This is a genomic window from Cyanobium sp. LEGE 06113 (assembly GCF_015207615.1).
The window spans coordinates 22,014-40,613 of record NZ_JADEWM010000003.1; the positions used below are offsets into that span (position 1 = coordinate 22,014).

The following is an 18,600-nucleotide window of genomic DNA, read 5'->3' on the forward strand; positions in this document are numbered from 1 at the left end:
CGGACCAAGCGTGGTTCAGAATGGTCTGGACCTGAATTTCGCAGCGCAGGCCAGCGAAGATCGCATACTCTGGAAGGCGTATGCGATCTTCACGAAGCCGGACCGTGTAGTGAACTGCTCGGTATCGTGTCTCTTTGTTTTCCGGGGTGGGATGGTGGATCCTGGTCGAGTCCTCCTCAATCTCGAAATTTTCGCGGATCAGTGGCGATGCGAGGAAGCGGTCAACGTCATTATTGGTGTAGAAGATGAGCCGGGCGCAGCGAGATCGCGCCGGTCAAATTCCAGCGTCTGGGTGTCCAGCTTGCCCTCCTCGGCTAGGCGGCGCCGCAAGCTTTCGATCCCTTTAGCGCGGCACTGAACTGACTGAGGCCGAGGCAGATTATCGGCAGCTAGCCACGCCTTCTCCAAGATGAAGCGGACCGTTTCAGCGAAGGCTTCAAAGGTCGAAAAATATTTCTTCTCGTAGTCGTTAAGGTTCACGTCCCTCGGCCTCACTTCCAAACTCATTCATCTTCACTGAAACAACCGGGGGAATGTGCGTGCGCCTAACACTAATACGGCGCGCATTGGTGGCTTGGGCGCAGCATAACGCTCAAGATCAGCGGCGGGGAGATCAAGCGCCTTCATTCAAGACTTATTTGAAGCCCGCCCGCTGCATCTTGATGTTAGGCGACTTATGCAGAATCAAGCAACCCATAGCATCTTTGCACGATCAAGACAGCAGACGGCCACATCGACCACACACCTGTAGTACGGGAGAACTATTCCTTCTGAGCCCTTTCTGGCTAGTGTTCAAGTGGTTGGATAGTTGCCTGATCGAGTGGATTAAGCAACGACAAATGAGAAAGCTTTCTTCAAGTCTGTTTCGGGCCACCGAGTCTGCGGCCTAATCCTCACTCACTTTATTCATTCACAATTTCAATGCATAACACAGAAACCAGAATGCAGGCAATTGAGAAATCGCTTTTACGTCTATGTGAAATGATTGGGCCTGTTCAGATTGGAAGAACTGATCAGTTTCCATATGGATGGAGAAATGCTGCGAAGGGTAGAACCGTTTGGCGAATCTTGGAAGAGCTAATCACTCAGAACATTGAACTTCACCATAAAGATCTTGGATTCGCAGAGATCAAGCCTGCAACTTCGGAGGTTGGTGTCTATGATTTTCAATGCCTCGTAGAAGGCGACTCAAAGCCTGCTTTTATAAATATCAAGTCAGCAGTAGTTGGCGGAAGAACGAATAAAGATGATATCTCGAAAGCCTTAAAGCTACAGGAATTTTATATGAACTATCCGGAAGCCGAGATGTTCGTGGCAACTATGTTTATTAAGTTCAACCGAGATATGAGCATAGAGCTAACAAGCGCATCCGTCTTCCCGTTGGCATGGCTGCCTGACATATACGTCAACCCCAGCAACAATGGCAATCTTCAGTCCTCAAAATATAAGGATATAAGCACGGCCATACCCAGATCAAACAAGGAGTTCATGGAACTACTTGCACTTGAAATTGAAGCAGCGCTAAACAAGAAAAAGAAATCGTAACCATTTGAGGAAATAAACTGAGTTAGACACGTTTAAGCATTTCCCTCGAAAAGACTTCCAGCATAAGCTGAGAGTCAAGAGAAATTTCCTCCTCGTCGTAAATTATAGAGTTTATGTCTTCGATAGCTTCCTCGTGGCCATGAGACATCTTGCTCTTATACGCTATTTTTGCAATTTCCCCAATTTCTTCTTTAGCGCTAGGGCTTATGCTTATAAGCGGTATTCGTGATACATAGCCAGATGTAATCATATTCGTTCTTAGCATAACGCCACGGACAAGATACCCAACCAAGTAACTATTTAGATAGCCAAGCAGCCACCAGGCGTCATTATCATCGCAAATAATATTTGCATTGACTCCAAAAGTTGCATTTTCAGGCAAGCGACAAGCCCCAAATGCAACACCCATTGAAGAGCAGCTAACGCCACTCTGCATGAGAAGGGACTTATTCCTGACCATAAATGTTCTTTCTTTCTTCTCGATTTCAAGGAAGTTGTTCGGAAGAAACGCGTCAGGAGGGCAAAAGAATCGACGCCCTGCAGGATTCTTGTAAAAGGGAACTGAGTGATCTGAAGTGGGAACTTTTGACAGGAATCTCTTATCATTTCCAGTTGATATTCCTGTTACGCATTTGAATTTGGTTCCTATTCGATCACAGGAGAACAACAGTCGTATATCGGATGGGCAGCCAATAATAAACTCGTTTGCATCATCCTTGGATTGCAGTAGAATCTCTGATAGAGACAATCTCTCAAATGACTGTCTAGCTATGGCGTTACGAAAGTCGGCCTCAGACTTGGGTCTGTTCAGGACTTCCACTGCTCCCTGAGTTCCCTCCTTGCGTAGAACGACTATACATGTTCGGACATCCGCTTTCTGCGACTTGAATAAGTCTGTTGGGCAAAGAGCAATAAGTTCAACTGAGCAGTTCTTGATGAGATACTCCCTCAGAGGCGCATGTGCCGTATGACTTAAGAATGAATCGGAAACAATTAGCCCAATGACGCAACCCGGCTTTGCCATTCGTATTAGTGCATACATAAACATAGAGTACATATTATGGACACCGACTTCTGCAAAAACGGATCCAAGCCAAAGCTTATTTCTCCGAATATAGTCTACTTCGTGACAGTTGTACGGAGGATTGGCGATAATAATGTCATGATCGGAATGCCTAGCGCTAGCAAATAGCGGCATCTCGGCAAACGTTGATGCATAGAACTTTAAGAAGTCGGCTTGTTCAAATCTTGTGGCGCCGTGGATACCGTGGTCAATTATGTCGAACGTATCAGTGCTAATGCCTTTTTTTATGAACAGCGGCAGAAGTTCTTCTTTGCCTGCGCAAGGATCAAGGACACGCCTTGCATTAGGGGCTATCTCAAGGCATTTGCTTGATAGAAAATGGGCCACAAACTCTGGCGTTGAATAATAGCCTTTTTCCCTGCGATCAATGCCATCGCTGGCTATTACAACTTTGCGGTGCCGCCCCATCGGAGAGCCTCAGATAATACAAAGGTACTGCATGGGGTGCGCAATGGCAAGGTTTGCTGAGGCAATGACGGTGAGGCTGAACCGACATTCATGTGCGATGCCGGTTCGACTTCGGGTTCGCCTAACGCTGCCCCTGAGTGGCAGGCATAGTGCTCGGGGTTGCACAAAAGGGATCTGGTGGTGGCCTGTCCACTCGAGGGGCTGGTTATGTGGATTCAAAGTGCCTATTGCCGCTACGCGTCGAGAATCTCAACGTCTATCACTTCTTGCTCTGATGGTATCAGCTTGGGAGTTGATTCCGATGTTGGCGAGGAAAGGTTGGAAACTTTCCCTTGGGCTACTGTATCGCCCTCTTGGGTTTCAGGCCTCATTCTTGTGATCTCTTCGTAGAGAACTCCCAAAAATGCTGCTCCTGCTCCGAATACGACCCAGAGCGGCACCCCCATTGCGGTTCCTAGTGCAGCTATGCCGGCACCCTGGGTACCAAAGAGGGCCAGGCCAATCGCGGCGCCACCCAATCCCATCTTTCCTTGAAGTCCTCGATCATCCCAGGCCAAACGCTTACCTTCTCGGGCGATAAGCTTAAGAGTTGGAAGAACTACGCTGCTTTGAGCCGTAAGCGAAACTGCATTCTTTGCTTGCTCTATTAGAGAAAGATCTGATTTCTTAATCTCCAGCAGCTTGTTAATCCACACCGCAAGAGCCTCCTTCTCTTGCGGTGTGGCCAGGTTCGCAATATAGATTGCTAGCTCTTTCTGCTGATCGTTGGGAATTGTGGATTCTCCATGCCTTGGGATGCGATTTCGAGAGTGTGGCTCCAATCTAAGACAGGGTGTACGTGCTGGCAATGGACTCAATATAACGCTCGGATAACATGCGTGTTAAAGTGCGCTTCTCGACAGCGATAATGCGAAGCCGCTGGAGAGAAGCGCGCTGTAGCAAGTCAGTTTGAACCTTTGTTATGTGTAGTGTTCACATTCTTTGCTGCAGTATGCTTCTTTGTCAACCTTAAGTACGGCATATAGAGCAACAGCACATAAGCCACTAATTACTGCTGCCTCTACGCCCAGCTTATCTCCTATCGTTGCCGCGATGAGTCCAGTCATTGGGACTTTGCCATTTTCTGCTGCCGCATCTAAGGATTTTCGTAGCCGAGCGTACTTTCTGTCTTTTGTACATACTAATAAGAAGACTTCGTGTTTTATGTGCTCCCAGAAGTGTTTAGGAGGGCGGTCGTCTGAGATGTAATGCAGCATTTCCTTGCCTTTTGGCTTTGGAGCGCCTTGAGGTGGAAATGGTCCGTCTTTCCATAAGTAGCTAGCTGCAGTTTCAATGTCAAAGCTTCCCGATAACTCAGCCATCGCCAGCGGCGGCGCTTCTGCTATGAGGTCACTAACGTCGAGTTGCTTAAGCCACATTGCCGTCACGATGGTTAATTACACATAACGATTAGCTGAGCCGCACCGCCGTTCTTGACGAACGTCGTTCGGCTAGCAGGCGGTGTCGGCTCGAGCTTGCTGTTGTTTAGCCGTGCAGATATCCTAGGCACCGAGAACAACCGTAAAAACACGGTCGAAGCAACGCTGATTGGGCGGGTCCGTTAACCACCTCCCAAACTCTGCCCTTGCCAGGATAAGCACTGCCTCACCTTGCGGCAGCGAACCCCAGGCCTTGCCACGGCAGGTTTTCTTGGCTGCGGCGCGCAGGGCTGAGAAGTTGATGCGGACCCGGTAACGCGCTGTTCAAACTGCTACAGAGAATCTGCTCTCTGAAGAAACCGGATCAAACACGATCCAGTCAATACCTTATCCATCGGCGCTGTTTTCCTGAGGTTTACCGCATCGGTCAGTAAAATCCCACCCTTCCGGTTAATCCCCGCTTCCGTGGCCCCAACCCAGAAGCCCGTAAGCCTTGTAAAGCCCCACAGCCCTCCCGCCCCCCGCTACCTACCTTCCCCATAGGCCCCAGCCCACCCCATTCCCCCGGAGTTCGTCGATGACGGCCATCAGCCAGTGCCCCTTCGCGGGCCGCTCCGGGGCCCCCACCACGGCGGGCGACCAGGCCAACCGCCACTGGTGGCCCCACCAGCTCAATCTGGCCATCCTTCACCAGCACGCGCCCGCCTCGAACCCGCTCGGGGCGGAGTTCAACTACGCCCAGGCCTTCAGCGAGCTGGACCTCGCCGCCGTGAAGCGGGATCTCCATGCCCTGATGACCGACTCCCAGGACTGGTGGCCGGCGGACTGGGGCCACTACGGCGGCCTGTTCATTCGCATGGCCTGGCATAGCGCCGGCACCTACCGCACCGGCGATGGCCGTGGCGGCGGCGGCACCGGCAACCAGCGCTTTGCGCCGATCAACAGCTGGCCCGACAACGGCAACCTCGACAAGGCCCGGCGGCTGCTCTGGCCCATCAAGCAGAAGTACGGAACCAGCCTCTCCTGGGCCGATCTGATCATCCTGGCCGGCAACTGTGCCCTCGAATCGATGGGCTTCCCCACCTTCGGCTTCGGTGGCGGCCGTGTGGATGTGTGGCAGCCGGAGGAAGACATCTACTGGGGCCGCGAGACCAGCTGGATGGGGGATGAGCGCCACAGCGGCGACCGCGACCTCGAAAACCCCCTGGCTGCGGTGCAGATGGGGCTGATCTACGTGAACCCGGAAGGCCCCAACGGCGAGCCCGACCCGGTGGCCTCCGGCCGCGATGTGCGCGAGACCTTCGCCCGCATGGCCATGGACGACGAGGAAACCGTGGCCCTGGTGGCGGGCGGCCACACCTTCGGCAAGGCCCACGGCGCCGGCGATCCGGAGCTGGTGGGCCCGGCTCCGGAGGGCGCCACCTTGCAGGAGCAAGGGCTGGGCTGGCACAACCGCTTCGGCACGGGCAAGGGCGTCGATGCCACCACCAGCGGCATCGAGGGCGCCTGGAAGCCCAACCCCACCACCTGGGACCGGGGCTACTTCGAGATGCTGTTCGGCTACGAGTGGGAGCTGGAGAAGAGTCCGGCCGGTGCCTGGCAGTGGCGCGCCAGGGATGTGCGCGAGGAGCACCTGATTCCCGACGCCCACGACCCCGGCAAGCGCCACCGGCCCATGATGACCACCGCCGATCTGTCGCTGCGCTTCGATCCGATCTACGAGCCGATCTCCCGGCGCTTCCACGCCGACCAGCAGGCCTTTGCCGACACCTTTGCCCGCGCCTGGTTCAAGCTCACCCACCGCGACATGGGGCCCAAGGCTCTCTACCTCGGCCCCGATGTTCCCGCCGAAGACCTGATCTGGCAGGACCCGGTGCCCGCCGTGGACCATCCCCTCATCGGTGCCGCCGCGATCGCCGAACTCAAGGGCCTGGTGCTGGCCTCGCGGCTCACGCTGCCCGAGCTGGTGTCCACCGCCTGGGCCTCCGCCTCCACCTTCCGCGGCTCCGACAAGCGCGGCGGCAGCAACGGCGCTCGCCTGCGCCTGGATCCCCAGAACAGCTGGGAGGTGAATCAGCCCGAGCAGCTGGCGCGGGTGCTCCTGGTGCTCGAGGGCATCCAGCAGGGTTTCAATGCCGCCCAGAGCGATGGCACCCGCGTGTCCATGGCCGATCTGATCGTGTTGGCCGGATCGGCTGCCGTGGAGGCGGCGGCCAGCGCAGCCGGTCAGCTGTTGCAGGTGCCGTTCCGCCCCGGCCGCACCGACGCCTCCCAGGAGCAGACCGATGCCGCCTCCTTCGCGGTGCTGGAGCCCCAGGCCGATGGCTTCCGCAACGTCCAGAAGCGGGCCTTTGCGGTGCGGGCCGAGGAACTGTTGATCGACCGGGCCCAGCTGCTCAGCCTCAGCGCCCCCGAGCTCACGGTGCTGGTGGGGGGCCTGCGGGTGCTGGGCGCCAATGCGGGCGGATCCAGCCATGGCGTCTTCACCCACCGGGTCGGCACCCTCAGCAACGACTTCTTCGTGAACCTGCTCGATACGGCCACGGTCTGGACCCCCAGCCCCGAGGCCGCAGGCAGCAGCCTCCCCGACCACTTCGAAGGCCGCGACCGCGCCACCGGTGCGCTGCGCTGGACCGCCACCCGGGTGGACCTGGTGTTCGGCTCCAATGCCCAGCTGCGGGCCATCGCCGAGGTCTACGCCCAGGCCGATGGCGCTGCCCGCTTCGCGGCCGACTTCGTGGCGGCCTGGACCAAGGTGATGGAGCTCGGTTGTTTCAACCTCCGCTCGCCAGCCTGATCCGCTCGCTCACAAACGCCACCACCGCGTCGATCACGGCGTCCTGCTCCACGTCGCGGAACAGCTCATGGCCGCTGCGCTCGAACCAGGCCGTGCGCACCCGGCTGCTGGGGCTGCCGATCTCGGCGGCCAGCAGGTTCGCCGCCGCGGGCGCCACCACCCGGTCGGCCGTGCTGTGCAGGATCAGGGCCGGCTGCTTCACCTCGGGGAGTCGCCGCCGGGCCACCCCAATCAGCTCCAGGAAGGAGAGCAGGGCATCCATCGGCACCCAGGGATAGCTGGGGTCACTGGCGGCCAGGGCCGCATCGACGTAATCCTTCGGCAGGGGCCAGCGGCGCAGCAGCCGGCCCAGCAGCGGCACCAGCCCCCCCAGCGGCCGCCCCGGAGCCAGGGGAGAACCCAGCTGCAGTGGTGTGGCCACCAGCACCAGGCTGTCGATCGCCCCGGGCTGCTCGGCCGCCAGCAGCAGCGCCAGCAGGGCCCCCATGCTGTGGCCCACCACGATCACGCTGCCGTTTTCGGCGCCAGCCCCAGCCCCAAGCGCGGCCCGCAGGGTCGCCAGGGCGCTGGTGGCATCCGCGAGCCAGTCGGCCCAGATGATGCCGGCCAGGCCCTGGGGCGACGCCTCCCCGTGACCCCGCAGGCGTGGGACGGCCAGGGGCAGCCCGAGCGGCCGCAGGGCCGGCTCCAGGCTGGTGAAGGTGCTGGGTCCGCCGCTGAAGCCATGCAGCAGCAGCACGCCGAGGGGGGATTGTCCTGCCGTGATCGGGCTCATCGTTCCAGGCCTAGGGCAGTGCCACACTGGCGTTCTGCTGGTGTCCCCCATGGCCGAGACGAACTCCGACCCCTCCCTCAGATCGCGTCTGATCAGTGCCCTGGTGGTGCTTGGCGTGCTGGCGGGCCTGGCCGTGGTGGTGTGGTCCACCGTTGTGATGCTCGACCTCAAGCACCTCAACACCTCCGGCTTCACGCTGCCCTGAGCCCCACCACTCCCTAAGTTGCCCCCACCAATCGCTTGTCAGGGAGCCAGAGCCCCATGGATGTGTTTGAGGCCATCGTCAGCCGGCGCTCCGTCAAGCAGTTCGATCCCAGCCACCGGCTGACGCCTGCGGAGGAGCGCCGCCTGCTGGAGGCCACCATCCAGGCCCCCACCAGCTTCAACATTCAGCACTGGCGCTTTGTGATCCTGCGGGATCCCGAGCTGCGCGCCCGCATCCGCACCGAGCTGGGCAACGACCAGGCCCAGATCACTGACGCCTCCCTGCTGGTGCTGTTCACGGCCGACACCAGGGCCTTTGCCAAGAACCCCGAGCGCTACTGGGTCAATGCGCCCCAGGAGGTGGCTGAGCTGCTGGTGGGCTGGATGGGCCCCTTCCACGCAGGCCGCGAGTGGCTGCAGCGCGATGAGGCCCAGCGCTCGATCGGCATGGCGATGCAGACCATGATGCTGGCCGCCACCGGCATGGGCTATCAGAGCTGCCCGATGATCGGCTTTGAGATCGAACAGCTGGCCCAGCTGATCCAGCTGCCTTCCGACCATGTGATGGGTCCGCTGGTGGCCATCGGCAAGGGCACCAAGGAGCCCTGGCCCAAGCCCGGTCAGGTGCCTCTGGAAGAGCTGGTGGTGGAGAACCACTTCTGATCCATGCTGGGCTTGATTCGATGGGCACGGCCGCGATGATGCAGCAGCTGAAGCAACGGCTGGAGTCGTTGCGGTTGGTGGCCAGCCTCGGTCAGTTCCTCAACCATCCAGGCGAGCTCGACAACGTGTTCGCCATTGCCCGCCATCTGCAGGGCAGTCCCCTCGCCACCCAGATGCAGCGCCATCTGCTGGAGCACCCGGGGATGGCCGCCCTGGTGGAAGCCGGCTGGCGGCCATCCCCGGTGGATCTCGATCAGCTGCTGGCACTGCCCGCAGGCAGCCTGGGCCATGCCTACGCCCAGCACCTGCGCGGCCAGGGTCTGACGGCGGAGAGCCTGATCGATCCCACGCCGATCACCTCGCCGCAGCAGTACCTCACCCACCGGCTGCGCGAGACCCACGACATCGTGCACGTGCTCACCGGGTTCGGCGTGGACGGGCCCGGGGAACTGGGCCTGCAGGCCTTCAACCTGGCCCAGGTGCGCTCCCCCCTGGCAGTGATGCTGATCTTCGGCGGTCTGCTCAATGTGCTCCAGGAGGATGAGCCGCTTGAGCCCCTGCTGCGGGCCCTCAGCCACGGTTTTTCGATGGGCCTGGCCGCCAGCCTGGTGGTGGCCGCCAAACTGGAGGAGGGCTGGGAGCGGCCCCTGCTGGCCTGGCGCCAGGAGCTCGGACTGCCGGCGGCCGGTGCCTGAGATGGTCAGGCCAGCGCCCGTGTATGCCGCGATCCCTCCAAGCGTCGCCCCGGCGACAGCCCCCCAGCCGCCGGGGCGATGAACTGGGTGGCCCCGCCGTACCCCCACCATGGCCGTGCTGCTCTGGGCTCAGCGCCGCCAGATCGGCTGCTGTCTGTTGTTGCAGGCCGCCTTCCTCGGCACGGGGATGGCCCTGGAGGGCCGGCTCAGCCCGGCGCTGCCCCCCTGCGCTCCGCCCCTGGCGAGAAGCGCTGAATGATTCGACTCGCCCCGGGGTCGCTCGTGTCCCGCCGGCTGCAGGAGCGGCCGGGCGAGCTTCCCGGGCCCCTGTTCGTGCACGGCGGCCAGCCGCCCACCAGCCTCTCGGCCCTGCTGTTCACACCCGATGGGGCCGTGGAGCAGCGCCTCAACAACCTCGACGATCTCGATGCCCTGCTGGCCACGGGCATGCCCTGCTGGTTGCGCCTGCAGGGCCAGGCCGATGCGGCGCTCGTGAGCGAGGTGCTGGCACGGGTGGGCGTTCCTGAACTGCTGCACGCCCCCTTGATCGACACGCCCCAGCGCACCCGCCTCGATGCCGTGGAGGACGTGGTGCTGGTGGTGATGCACCGCCTCAGCTTTTCGCGAACGCCGGCGCGGCTGATCTCCGAGCAGGTGGGTCTGCTGCTGCTGCCCAACCTGCTGCTGAGCCTCGAGGAAGCCCCCAAGCCGGAGGCCTTTCCCCGCCTCAGCCGTTGGCTGCTGGGTCTGAGGCCGCCGCCCGGCCAGGAGGATCTCGATGATCTGCTGCACTTCCTGATCGATGAGCTGCTCGATGAGCTCTTCCCGATGCTGGAGGAACTGGCCGATCTGCTGGATGGCATGGAGGAGGCAGCCCTGCGCAACCCCAGGCCGAGCCTGCTGAACCGCACCTACCAGGTGCGCGCCACCCTGAGGCAGATCCGCAGCCAGGTGTGGCCCCTGAGGCCCCAGATCATGATCCTGCTGCGCCAGAACCATCGCCTGCTCGGCGGCGAGGCGCTGAGAGGTTTCCGGGATATGGATCAGCAGGTGGCGCTGATCTTTGAACATGTGGAGTTATTGCGGCACCAGTGCGATGCCGTGACCGATGCCTACATGGCCAGCATGGGAAGTCGCATGAACCAGGTGATGAAGACACTCACCATCGTGTCGACCATCTTTGCCCCGCTCACTTTCGTGGCGGGCATCTACGGCATGAACTTCGTGCGGATGCCCGAACTCAAGTGGAGCTTCGGCTATCCCCTGGCCCTGGCCTTCATGGCCCTGATTGCCATGCTGCAGAGCTACTGGTTATGGCGGCGCGGCTGGTTCGACGACTGGACAGCCCAGCGCGGTTGGCCGTCCCAGCGTGGGGGATCGGACCGCGGCGGGCGCTTGGGTCGGTAGAGACCCACTCCCATCTGGCTTCTGCGCACCTAGATCTGGCTTGTGCCGAGCTTTTCGACCAGGTCAATGTCGTTCTGCTTGTACAGACTTGCCTCTGCATCAATGAGGATGGCTGCCAAAGCCCCATAGGCTTCGGTCCATGCGGCCATCACTTCATCAGTGGCGGCATCACCCAGAACCTCTTTCATGGCCTGGAGCAGTTTTTCTCCAATCAGGGGGTACTGTTCGGGCAAGATCCGGCAGGCAACATGCCTGTGGGCGATGGCGTCAACCGCTTTGGCAAGTTCATCAAGTCGATCGATATGGGTTGCATAAGCATAGACAGATGAAGCCAGTTTCTTGGCCTGCCCGTTGCCATGGGCATCAATCATCCAGGTGCTCTCAAATCCCAGCTTGTAGTCAGGCCGCTCTGAAAAGGCGATTTCATACATGCGAGAGGTGATCTTCTCGCCGTGCTCCTTCACCACCGGAGCAGTGGCCTTGACAATGTCGATCGTCTTCTGAGAGATCCCTATCGTCATGTTCAATGCGTTGGTAATAGCTCACCCTACGCCGAAGCTTCTGGCTAGGGACTGAAGAGTGATCAAAGCGCTGTGCGCAGACCAAGACGCCGGTGACCAATCGAGGCCCTCCCGCTCAGTCGCAGGCTGCCTGGGACACCACACTGCGCTGACGATCCCGCCCCGCTCTCTGCGCAGAGGCCCATCAGGTGCAGGCCCTGCTGGATCCGCTGGATCAGCCGAACCTCCTGACGATGCTGTTGGTTGACGGCGATGGCGTGGGCGTCTTTTGCTCCTGCAGGATCGAGATCGCCCCAGTGCAGTGGTCGAAGCGATCGCGCTGCACGGGCCCCCAGACTCCTGGGCCGTGACCTCCCGCAGCCGCCGCTGTGCTCCCCCATCCCCAGGAATCCCCCTTCAGCGCGCTGCCGCCGCTGCTGCTGAGCCGGCTGCTGCCCACGCCGCCCGCCCCCGGGCAGGGGCTGCGGCTCGCTCTCTGGCAGGGGGAGGGGACGGCGGGAACCCCAGAAGCGGTGGAGGCAAACCTGCTGCGCCTGGAGCAGGTGGCCGCCGAGGCCGCCACCTGGGGCACCCAGTTGCTGGCCTTCCCCGAGCTGTTTCTCAGCGGCTATGCCAGCGATCCGGAGCGGGTGCGCCGGCTGGCGGAGCCGGTGGATGGTCCCAGCCTGGAGCGGGTGGCGGCCTGCGCCCGCCGCCACGGCCTGGCCATGGCCTGCCCCTACGCCGAGCGGGCCCTGGTGGGCGGCCAGGTGCGCTTCTACGACGCCATCGCCCTGGTGGCCGCCGACGGCAGCCTGCTCAAGAACTACCGCAAGACCCACCTCTGGGGTCCGGATGAACGGCTGTTCTGGAGCGAGGGCTACAGGCTGGCCGAGGAGGGCGAGCCCTTCACCGTGCACGCCGTCAACGGTGTCGGCGTGGGCCTGCTCAACTGCTACGAGGCCGAGTTCCCGGAGCTCACGCGCCTGCTGGCCCTGGCCGGCGCCAGCCTGGTGCTGATCCCCACCGCCGCCGACATCTGGGTGCGCCTCAGCGACGGCCGCCGCACCGAACACCCCTACCCCGATGTGTCGCGCAACCTGCTGCCGGCCCATGCCTTCGAGAACGGCTGCTTTGTGGCCTACGCCAACCGCTGCGGCCATGAGCTGGTGGAGGGGGAGCCGTGGGCCCATTACCTGGGCAACAGCGTCATCTGCGGCCCCGATGGCGCCCTGCTGCTGGCCGCCCAGAACCGCCCCACCCTGCTGCTCGCCGACCTGATCCCCGCTGAGTTCCGCGCGCCGCACCCGGAGGGCACCACCTACCGGGCCGACCGCCGCCCGGACCTCTACGGCCCGCTGCAGGCCCCCGCCGGCTGACGGACGATCTCGCGCCGCGTGCATACGGTGAGGGCCCTGGCCCCCTCAAGCCGCCCATGGCCCTGCACCTCACCGGCGCCACCAGCCAACGCGATCAGCAGGAGGCCGAGCTGCTGGTGCGGCCACTGCCGCTGGACCTGTTCCCCGCCGAGGGCCAGGAGCCCGCTCTCACCGCCGCCATCCTCACGGAGGAGCTGCTGCTCGATGGCAACAGCAAGCAGAACCTGGCCACCTTCTGCCAGACCTGCGAGGAGCCCGAAGTCCACGCCCTGATGGATCTGGGCCTCGACAAGAACCTGATCGACAAGGACGAATACCCCCAGACCGCCGAACTGGAACGCCGCTGCGTCAGCCTGCTGGCCGACCTCTGGCATGCCCCTGCCGGCGCCACCGGCTGCTCCACCATCGGCAGCAGCGAGGCGGCCATGCTCGGCGGCATGGCGGCCAAGTGGCGCTGGCGGGCGGCGCGGCAGGCGGCGGGTCTGCCGGCCGACAAGCCCAACATGGTGTGCGGCAGCGTGCAGATCTGCTGGCACAAGTTCGCCCGTTACTGGGACATCGAGCTGCGCGAGATCACCATGACGCCGGGCCGTCTCTGCATCACACCAGCGGATGTGCTGGCCCAGGTGGATGAGAACACGATCATGGTGGTGCCCACCCTCGGCGTCACGTATCACGGCCTCTACGAGGATGTGGCGGCCATCAGTGCCGCCCTCGACGACCTCCAGGCCCGCACCGGTCTGGACGTACCGATCCACGTGGACGCCGCCAGCGGCGGCTTTCTGGCCCCGTTCACCGCCCCGGATCTGCCTCCCTGGGACTTCCGCCTCGAACGGGTGAAGTCGATCAATGCCTCGGGCCACAAGTACGGCCTGGCCCCCCTGGGGGTGGGCTGGGTGCTGTGGCGCCAGGCCAGTGATCTGCCCCAGGAGCTGGTCTTCAGCGTGTCCTATCTGGGGGGCGACATGCCCACCTTTCAGATCAACTTCTCGCGGCCGGCCGGCCAGGTGATCGCCCAGTACTACACCTTCGTGCGCCTGGGCCGGGAGGGCTACCGCCTCACCCATGGCGTGGCCTACCAGGTGGCCCGCTATCTCGCCGCCGAGCTGGCCAGGCTGGCGCTGTTCTCGGTGCTGCACGACGGCGACCCCGCCAAGGGGATCCCGGCCGTGGTGTGGCAGCTGCAGCCGGGCACTGATCCGGGCTTCAGCCTCTACGACCTCGCCGACCGCCTGCGCAGCAGGGGCTGGCAGGTGCCCGCCTACCCCTTCACCGGCGCCCTCGCCAGCCAGGCCTTCCAGCGGATCATGGTGCGGCGCGGCTTCAGCCGCGACATGGCCGATCTGCTGCTGCAGGACATCCGCCAGGCGATCGACCACTTCGAGCAGCACCCGATCAGCGTGCCCCTCTCGGCTGCCGAGGCGGCCTCCTACAACCATCTCTAGGTCGTGTCTGGCCGCGGATCAGTCGCCGGCGTGGTAGCTGCTGCGCACCAGCGGCCCGCTGCGCACCTGGACGAAGCCCAGCTCCCGGGCCAGGGCACCGAGGCGCTCGAACGCGTCCGGGGTCCAGTAGCGCGCCACCGGCAGGTGGGCCAGGGAGGGGCGCAGGTACTGGCCCAGGGTGAGGCGCTGGCAGTCGACTGCCCGCAGATCGCGCAGAGTCTCCACCACCTCCTGCTCGCTCTCCCCCAGCCCCAGCATCAGGCCGCTCTTGGTGGGGATGGCGGGGGCCAGCTCCCGGGCTGCGGCCAGCAGTCCCAGGGAGCGGCGGTAGGTGGCGCCGCGGCGCACCTCCCCCTGCAGCCGCTCCACGGTTTCGAGGTTGTGGTTGAAGCACACTGGCGCTGCCGCCAGCACCGTGGCCAGCCGCAGGCGCTGGGCGGCCAGGGCCGCCTCGGGATCGGCCACCCCGCCCCAGAAGTCCGGAGTGAGCACCTCCAGGGCCACGCTGGGGCTGCGGCGCCGGATCGCGGCCATGGTGGCGGTGAACAGGCTGGCGCCGTGGTCGGCCAGATCGTCCCTGGCCACGGCGGTGAGCACCACATAGCGCAGCTGCAGCGTGGCCACGGCCTCCGCCACCCGCTCGGCCTCGGCCCCGTCCACGGGCAGCGGCGCCCGGCCTTTGTCCACCTGGCAGAAGGCGCAGCTGCGGGTGCAGATCGGACCGCCCAGCAGGAAGGTGGCCGTGCCGGCGGCATAGCACTCGCCCCGGTTGGGGCAGCGGCCCTCCTCACAGATGGTGTGCAGCCGCTGCTGCTTCACCACCCCCTGCACCGATTCCAGGGCGGAGGCCTCGCCGATCGGTCGCCGCAGCCAGGCGGGCAGCCGTTCGGCCGGGGCGATGCTGCTGTAACGGCTGGAGGTCTGGCTCATGGCTGCTGGTTCATTCCATCCGCCGCCGCCCCTCGAAGGCCCGGGCCAGGGTCACCTCGTCGGCGTACTCCAGCTCACTGCCCACGGGCAGGCCGTAGGCGATGCGGCTCACGGTGGTGAAGGGTTTGAGCAGTCTGGCCAGGTAGAGGCTGGTGGTGTCTCCCTCCACGCTGGGGGTGAGGGCCAGGATCAGCTCCTCGATGCCCTCATCGGCCACCCGCTGCACCAGCGGTCCGATCTGCAGCAGCTCCGGGCCGATCCCGTCCATCGGCGAGATCAGGCCGCCCAGCACGTGATAGCTGCCCCGGAACTCCCTGGTGCGCTCCATGGCCAGCAGGTCGCGGGAGTCGGCCACCACGCAGAGCTGGCCATTGCGGCGCTCCTCATTGCGGCAGATCTCACACAGGGGCTCAGCCGAGAGGTGAAAGCACCGCTGGCACTGGCCCACCTGGCTGCGGGCCGCCAGCAGGGCCTCGGCGAAGCTGCGGATCTGCTCCTCCGGCTGGCGCAGCAGGTGCAGGGCCAGCCGCTGGGCCGTGCGGGGGCCGATGCCGGGCAGCCGCTCGAACTGGTCGATCAGCCGGGCCAACGGGCGCGTGAAGCCGCTCAGCGAACCGCCGCAGGTGGGCTGAATGTAGGCGGGCCGGCGCTCGCAGCAGAATGGCGCCATCGGTCCCCCTCTCCCTGCCATGACCAGCCCCTCCGCCCTGCTGCCTCGGCCCCTTGTGCGGGGGGCTCTGGCCCTGCTGCTGGCCGTGGCGCTGGTGGGCTGCAGTGCCGCTTCAGCGGGGCTGAACCGCTTCCAGAACCCAGACGGCCGCTTTGCCTTCCTCTATCCCACCGGCTGGGTGCGGGTGCAGGTGAGCGGTGGCCCCCAGGTGGTGTTTCACGACCTGATCAACAGTGACGAGACCCTCAGCCTGGTGATCTCCGAGGTGACCCCCGAGAGCGACCTCACCAGCCTGGGCAGTGCGGTGGCCGTGGGGGAGCAGCTGCGCCGGGCCGTGATCGCCACCGAGGGCAGTGGCCGCCAGGCGGAGCTGCTCCAGGCCGATGAGCGCCAGCAGGACGGCCGCACCTTCTACGACCTCGAGTACGCGGTGCACCTCGACGACCGCGATCGCCACGAGTTCGCCACGGTGGTGGTGGACCGGGGGCGCCTGTACACCTTCGCGGCCAGCACCAATGAGGCGCGCTGGGACAAGGTGAACGAGCTGTTCCACCAGGTGGTGACCTCCTTCACGCTGCTGGTCTGAGCCGGAACGGCGGGAGCCGGCCAGGGACACGGCGATGGCGGCTGCTGCTGTGGTGGTGGTGGGGGGCGGCCTCTGCGGCGGGCTGGTGGCCCTGGAGCTGGCGGCGCTGGGACTGGAGGTGGTGCTGGTGGAGGGGGCTGGGCCCGCCGCCACAGAGCTGAGCTACGGCCTGATGCCCCTGCCGGCCGCCCTGCCCTGGCTGCGGCTGCAACTCCGCCATGGCCCCCTGGGGCTGCGCTGCCGCTGGCTGCGGCTGCACAGCGCGGCCGAACCCGCAGCTTCCGTTCCCTGGCTGGATCGCCTGCCCCTGCCCGCCGCCCAGGTGGAGGCGCCGCTGTTCCTGGCCGCCCTGCCCGCCGCCCTGGCCGCCGCTGGGGTGCGGGTGCTGCCGGCTCAGGTGCGGGGCCCGCTGCAGCGCGGCCCGGGCGGCTGGCGGCTGGTGTTGGAGCCGGCCCCGGCTGCTGGTGGTGGCGCCAGCGGCTCAGCTGCGGATCCTGGGCTGGAGGCCGCCCAGGTGGTGCTGGCCGCCGGTGCCGGCTGCCGCCAGCTCTGGCCTGCCCTGGAACCAGGCCTGCAGACCAGCTGGGCGGGGGTGCTGGAGCTCGCCGAAGCCCCGCCCCGGGGCCTCTGCTGGCCGGCTGAACTGACCCTGCCGCGGCGGTTTCAGCGGCCTGCCCTGGAACGCCAGACCCTCGCCCCAGGGCCACTGGCCTGGGTGGTGGATGCCGGCCTGGTGCCGAGCGCGGATCGCTGGCTGGCCGGCCAGATCAGCCTGGTGGGTGCGGAAGCTGCGGTGGGTGCGCAGGCGCCCGATACGCCGCAGCCGGATCCGGCGGCGATGGAGGAGCGCCTGCGCCAGGGGCTGAGCGGCCTGAGCCCTGCCCTGGCTGGGGCCCCCGCCCGCTACCGCCAGGTGCCTGTCACCTTCTCCCCTACGGCCATGCCGCTGGTGGGCCCGGTGGGCGGGGCGCCGGGGCTGTGGGTGTTGAGCGGCTTCTCGGCGGCCTTCAGCCAGGTGCCCCAGCAGGCGCTGCGCCTGGCCCAGGCCATCGCTACTGCCGCGGCCGATCCGGTTCAGTAACGGAGTGAGCCTCAGTCAGCGGGGCAAACCTCAGTACACGTAGTTGTTGTCGAAGCTGCCGTCGCCTTCGCCGGCCGGTCTGGGCCAGTCGGCCTCCCAGTAGCTGATGCCATCGAGCATGAAGGGCCGTCCCCCCAGGCGCTCTGTCTTGAGTTCGGTGCTGCCCATGGCGGTGATCAGGCCCCCCAGTTCCATCGGCCCCAGGTTGGTCTTCACGTCGTTGCCACCGGCGGCGAGCAGCATCGGCAGCCGCACCAGGTTTTCAGGCCGGGTGAGCTTGCGGAACAGGGCCTTGAGGGCCAGTTGCTGTCGCTCGATGCGGCCGATGTCGCCCCACTCGTCATGGCGGAAGCGCAGGAAGCCCTCCAGGTCGTTGCCCCTGAGCAGCTGGGGTCCGGGCTGGAGATCGATCGAGAGCCCCTGGCTTCTGTCTGTGTAGCGCATCCGCTTGGGCACATCCACGTCGATGCCGCCGAGGGCGTCGGAGATGCGGCTGATCGCGTTCAGATTCACCACCACGTGGTGGGTGATCGGGCGCCCCATCTTGAAGGAGAGCTCCCTCTCCAGCAGCTCGGTGCCCCCCAGTGCGTAGAGGGCATTGACCTTCGTGGGGCGGTAGCCCTCTGGATCGATGTAGGTGTCGCGGGGCACCTGGGTGATGCTGGTGATGCCGCCATTGATGCGCAGCGTGGCGATCACATCGGTGTTGGCGCCGCTGGCATCGGTGCCCAGCACGAGGATGTTCTGGTCGCCGATGCCGCTCCAGGCGGCAAAGGGGTTGGTGATGCGGGGGTTCTCCGGCAACGAGGTGCCGCTCAACCAGTCGGCCAGCGGCATGGACGCCAGCAGCCCGCCCCCCAGCCCGATCAGCATGGCCAGCAGCACCGGCCCACGCCGTCGCCGCTGTCGAGGCTGCTGATGGGGGGCCCGCCGGGCCTCGCTGGTCTTCATGGAGAAACGCTATTGCACAGCGGCGTGGGGCACGGTTGCCGCTGAGCCGGTTGGACGGGCAG

Annotated in this window: 20 protein-coding genes; 11 read left to right on the forward strand and 9 right to left on the reverse strand. The window is 64.0% G+C overall.

Features of this window, described 5'->3' with window-relative positions:
* Nucleotides 1-198 precede the first annotated feature (198 nt).
* On the reverse strand, nt 199-480 hold the full coding sequence (locus IQ220_RS06245) for a hypothetical protein (RefSeq protein WP_193913771.1): 282 nt from the start codon (nt 478-480) through the stop codon (nt 199-201).
* 462 nt (nt 481-942) lie between these two features.
* On the opposite strand from IQ220_RS06245, the gene IQ220_RS06250 reads away from it, so the two are divergent.
* The gene (locus IQ220_RS06250) at nt 943-1,545 is read left to right on the forward strand and encodes a hypothetical protein (protein WP_193913773.1); all 603 of its coding nucleotides are present in this window, start codon (nt 943-945) and stop codon (nt 1,543-1,545) included.
* 22 nt (nt 1,546-1,567) lie between these two features.
* On the opposite strand, the gene IQ220_RS06255 is transcribed toward IQ220_RS06250, so the two are convergent.
* From IQ220_RS06255 to IQ220_RS06265, 3 genes are all read right to left on the reverse strand, one after another.
* Complete coding sequence (locus IQ220_RS06255; RefSeq protein WP_193913775.1) at nt 1,568-3,037, reverse strand: N-6 DNA methylase; 1,470 nt, start codon at nt 3,035-3,037, stop codon at nt 1,568-1,570.
* 233 nt (nt 3,038-3,270) lie between these two features.
* The gene (locus IQ220_RS06260; protein WP_193913777.1) at nt 3,271-3,858 is read right to left on the reverse strand and encodes a hypothetical protein; all 588 of its coding nucleotides are present in this window, start codon (nt 3,856-3,858) and stop codon (nt 3,271-3,273) included.
* Nucleotides 3,859-3,996: 138 nt separating this feature from the next.
* A complete protein-coding gene (locus IQ220_RS06265) occupies nt 3,997-4,464 on the reverse strand; it encodes a hypothetical protein (protein ID WP_193913779.1) in 468 nt (155 codons plus the stop codon).
* Between the two features lie 568 nt (nt 4,465-5,032).
* Here IQ220_RS06265 and katG point away from each other — a divergent pair.
* Nucleotides 5,033-7,252: a catalase/peroxidase HPI gene (gene katG / locus IQ220_RS06270; protein ID WP_193913781.1), complete on the forward strand. Its 2,220-nt coding sequence runs from the start codon at nt 5,033-5,035 to the stop codon at nt 7,250-7,252.
* Here the strand turns inward: katG and IQ220_RS06275 are convergent.
* Nucleotides 7,230-8,027, reverse strand: coding sequence for a carboxylesterase (locus tag IQ220_RS06275; RefSeq protein WP_193913783.1), 798 nt, complete (start codon nt 8,025-8,027; stop codon nt 7,230-7,232). The genes katG and IQ220_RS06275 overlap by 23 nt on opposite strands.
* 49 nt (nt 8,028-8,076) lie before the next feature.
* On the opposite strand from IQ220_RS06275, the gene IQ220_RS06280 reads away from it, so the two are divergent.
* The 5 genes from IQ220_RS06280 to corA all read left to right on the forward strand — a co-directional run bounded on the left by IQ220_RS06280 (nt 8,077) and on the right by corA (nt 10,996).
* Entirely contained in the window at nt 8,077-8,232 is a 156-nt protein-coding gene (locus tag IQ220_RS06280) for a hypothetical protein (protein ID WP_186696894.1), read from the forward strand.
* A gap of 56 nt (nt 8,233-8,288) precedes the next feature.
* On the forward strand, nt 8,289-8,894 hold the full coding sequence (locus IQ220_RS06285) for a nitroreductase family protein (RefSeq protein ID WP_193913785.1): 606 nt from the start codon (nt 8,289-8,291) through the stop codon (nt 8,892-8,894).
* 20 nt (nt 8,895-8,914) lie between these two features.
* Nucleotides 8,915-9,589 (forward strand): Coq4 family protein, encoded by a 675-nt coding sequence (locus IQ220_RS06290; protein ID WP_370566354.1) that lies wholly within the window; start codon nt 8,915-8,917, stop codon nt 9,587-9,589.
* Between the two features lie 109 nt (nt 9,590-9,698).
* Nucleotides 9,699-9,848, forward strand: coding sequence for a hypothetical protein (locus tag IQ220_RS06295; protein WP_193913787.1), 150 nt, complete (start codon nt 9,699-9,701; stop codon nt 9,846-9,848).
* Nucleotides 9,845-10,996, forward strand: a complete 1,152-nt coding sequence (corA, locus tag IQ220_RS06300) for a magnesium/cobalt transporter CorA (RefSeq protein WP_193913789.1) — start codon at nt 9,845-9,847, stop codon at nt 10,994-10,996. Before IQ220_RS06295 ends, corA begins: the two co-directional genes overlap by 4 nt.
* 29 nt (nt 10,997-11,025) lie before the next feature.
* Here corA and IQ220_RS06305 read toward each other — a convergent pair whose 3' ends face one another.
* A complete protein-coding gene (locus tag IQ220_RS06305; RefSeq protein WP_193913791.1) occupies nt 11,026-11,517 on the reverse strand; it encodes a globin domain-containing protein in 492 nt (163 codons plus the stop codon).
* A gap of 368 nt (nt 11,518-11,885) precedes the next feature.
* Here IQ220_RS06305 and IQ220_RS06310 point away from each other — a divergent pair, with 368 nt between their 5' ends.
* Together IQ220_RS06310 and IQ220_RS06315 are read left to right on the forward strand one after the other, a co-directional pair.
* On the forward strand, nt 11,886-12,875 hold the full coding sequence (locus IQ220_RS06310; protein ID WP_370566355.1) for a carbon-nitrogen hydrolase family protein: 990 nt from the start codon (nt 11,886-11,888) through the stop codon (nt 12,873-12,875).
* Nucleotides 12,876-12,931: 56 nt separating this feature from the next.
* Nucleotides 12,932-14,320, forward strand: coding sequence for a glutamate decarboxylase (locus IQ220_RS06315; protein WP_193913793.1), 1,389 nt, complete (start codon nt 12,932-12,934; stop codon nt 14,318-14,320).
* A gap of 18 nt (nt 14,321-14,338) precedes the next feature.
* Here IQ220_RS06315 and lipA read toward each other — a convergent pair whose 3' ends face one another.
* Together lipA and recR are read right to left on the reverse strand one after the other, a co-directional pair.
* Entirely contained in the window at nt 14,339-15,250 is a 912-nt protein-coding gene (lipA, locus tag IQ220_RS06320; protein WP_193913795.1) for a lipoyl synthase, read from the reverse strand.
* A 10-nt stretch (nt 15,251-15,260) separates the two neighbouring features.
* Nucleotides 15,261-15,830, reverse strand: coding sequence for a recombination mediator RecR (recR, locus tag IQ220_RS06325; RefSeq protein ID WP_255510577.1), 570 nt, complete (start codon nt 15,828-15,830; stop codon nt 15,261-15,263).
* Nucleotides 15,831-15,939: 109 nt separating this feature from the next.
* Between recR and psbP the strand changes: the two genes are divergently transcribed.
* Nucleotides 15,940-16,506 carry a photosystem II reaction center PsbP gene (gene psbP, locus IQ220_RS06330; RefSeq protein WP_186696887.1) on the forward strand — a complete coding sequence of 189 codons (567 nt, stop codon included), beginning with the start codon at nt 15,940-15,942 and terminating at the stop codon, nt 16,504-16,506.
* 34 nt (nt 16,507-16,540) lie between these two features.
* Nucleotides 16,541-17,587 carry an FAD-dependent oxidoreductase gene (locus IQ220_RS06335; protein ID WP_193913797.1) on the forward strand — a complete coding sequence of 349 codons (1,047 nt, stop codon included), beginning with the start codon at nt 16,541-16,543 and terminating at the stop codon, nt 17,585-17,587.
* Nucleotides 17,588-17,617: 30 nt separating this feature from the next.
* On the opposite strand, the gene IQ220_RS06340 is transcribed toward IQ220_RS06335, so the two are convergent.
* Nucleotides 17,618-18,460, reverse strand: a complete 843-nt coding sequence (locus IQ220_RS06340; protein WP_228007136.1) for an LCP family protein — start codon at nt 18,458-18,460, stop codon at nt 17,618-17,620.
* Between the last annotated feature and the right edge of the window lie 140 nt (nt 18,461-18,600).